Source organism: Nonomuraea sp. NPDC049784, from assembly GCF_040659615.1.
In the GTDB taxonomy this organism is placed as follows: Bacteria; Actinomycetota; Actinomycetes; order Streptosporangiales; family Streptosporangiaceae; genus Nonomuraea.
On sequence record NZ_JBFAMX010001161.1, the window covers coordinates 1 to 1,643 of the forward strand.

The 1,643-nt window shown below is 66.8% G+C and carries 2 protein-coding genes; both read left to right on the plus strand.

Annotated features, from left to right (window positions below; translation table 11 throughout):
* The first annotated feature begins 110 nt into the window (after positions 1 to 110).
* Entirely contained in the window at positions 111 to 233 is a 123-nt protein-coding gene (locus AB0J09_RS64335) for a hypothetical protein (protein ID WP_360714296.1), read from the plus strand.
* Positions 230 to 964 carry a response regulator transcription factor gene (locus AB0J09_RS64340; RefSeq protein WP_360714298.1) on the plus strand — a complete coding sequence of 245 codons (735 nt, stop codon included), beginning with the start codon at positions 230 to 232 and terminating at the stop codon, positions 962 to 964. Before AB0J09_RS64335 ends, AB0J09_RS64340 begins: the two co-directional genes overlap by 4 nt.
* Positions 965 to 1,643 lie beyond the last annotated feature (679 nt).

The following is a 1,643-nucleotide window of genomic DNA, read 5'->3' on the forward strand; positions in this document are numbered from 1 at the left end:
CTGCGGGGCGTGGTTGGCCCCGGCCGCCTGCCGGTAGGCCATGTGGCCGCCGAGGTAGCCGCCGAGCCCGGCTGCCGGACGGCTACCGCGCCGGCGTAGGCATCACCTCGATGCGCGAACGCGCCGCCGAACTGGGCGGCACCTGCCTCATCGAACGGGCCACCCCGAACGGCACCACGATCCGCGCGACCCTCCCCCTCGACCCAGTACGAACTCCCGCGGAGACGCCATGACCGACATCCGCCCGATCAGCGTCGTGGTGGCTGACGACCACCCGATCTTCCGCTCCGGCCTGCGCCAACTGGTCGAGGACAGCCCGCTGCTGGAGTTCGCCGGCGAGGCCGCCGACGGCGAGCAGGCTGTCGAGCTCTGCCGCGAGCGGCAGCCGGACGTCGTCCTCATGGACATCCACATGCCGGGCACGAACGGCATCAGCGCAACCCGCCGCATCCTCGCCGACCTGCCCTCGACCGGTATCCTCGTGCTCACCATGCTCGAGGACGACACCTCGATCTTCGCGGCCTTGCGCGCCGGAGCCCGCGGCTACGTCGTCAAAGGCTCAGGACCCGACGACATCATCCGGGCCATCACCGCGGTAGCCGCGGGCCAGGCCCTGCTCGACGTCACCGCCGCCACCCGCATCGCCTCCTTCCTCCAGCCCGACGCGCGCAACCCCGACCACCCCTTCCCGTCACTGTCAACACGCGAACGCGACATCCTCGACCTCATGGCCGCCGGCAGGTCCAACGCCGCCATCGCCGAGGCTCTGGCCCTCAGCGAGAAAACCGTCCGCAACAACGTCTCCAACATCTTCACCAAGCTCCAGGTGACCAGCAGATCGGACGCCATCGTCAAGGCGCGCCGTGCCGGACTGGGCGAGCCCGCCACCCTCAGCCGCAACCGACCCGAAGGACATCCCGGCCACCGCCAAGCCGATTCCTCTCAATCCTCCAAGCACGCGTGAAAACACTCATCTGGTCCGTCCCTCGGCCCAGGTCTTGACGATTGCCTGCTTCGCCGCGGTGTCCTTGTGGAAAGGGGATGTCCTCCCACATCGGCTCGTCGGTAATGAAGCGATGCTTCTGCACACCATCGGTCCACTGCGCGCGTCCTGACGTTCGTCGTGTCGCCGACGCGATGCGTGGACTCCATTTTCGACCCCACAGTGAGGACGCCATGTCGCTACGAAGTGCCCTGCTCCTTGGTCCGTTATCCACCCTCCTGGCGCTGCTGCTGATGACCGCGATGCCACAACCCGCGCAGGCGTACACGCAAAAGACTTACGTCACGGTGTGGCGGGATTCCTCCTTCTGCGTCCAGGCCACGGCAGGTATCGACCACCTTACGCCCGGTGTTTGGTCCAGTAACCAGGCGTGGGGGACGGCCTACGCACTCGAGGCGGACTGCGTCACCCCGAAGGTCATGAAGGCCAGGATCGGCCTGGAGGTCCAGAGATGGAATGGAAGCGAGTGGAAGTGGTGCGTGATGGCGTCGGGCACCTACTGGATAGAGGGAACGACGGGCACGGACGCCTGGGGCCCCACCGGGCCTAGGGAGTGTCTGACAAATGATCAACATGCACGCTTGAATGGTCGATCGTGGTGCGACGTGGTGAGCTGACCGACAAGGCGTGGGTGCGGATC

Coding starts and splice junctions, on each gene's coding strand:
- AB0J09_RS64335 (WP_360714296.1), top strand. CDS start 111: ATGCGCGAACGCGCCGCCGAACTGGGCGGCACCTGCCTCATCGAACGG.
- AB0J09_RS64340 (WP_360714298.1), top strand. CDS start 230: ATGACCGACATCCGCCCGATCAGCGTCGTGGTGGCTGACGACCACCCG.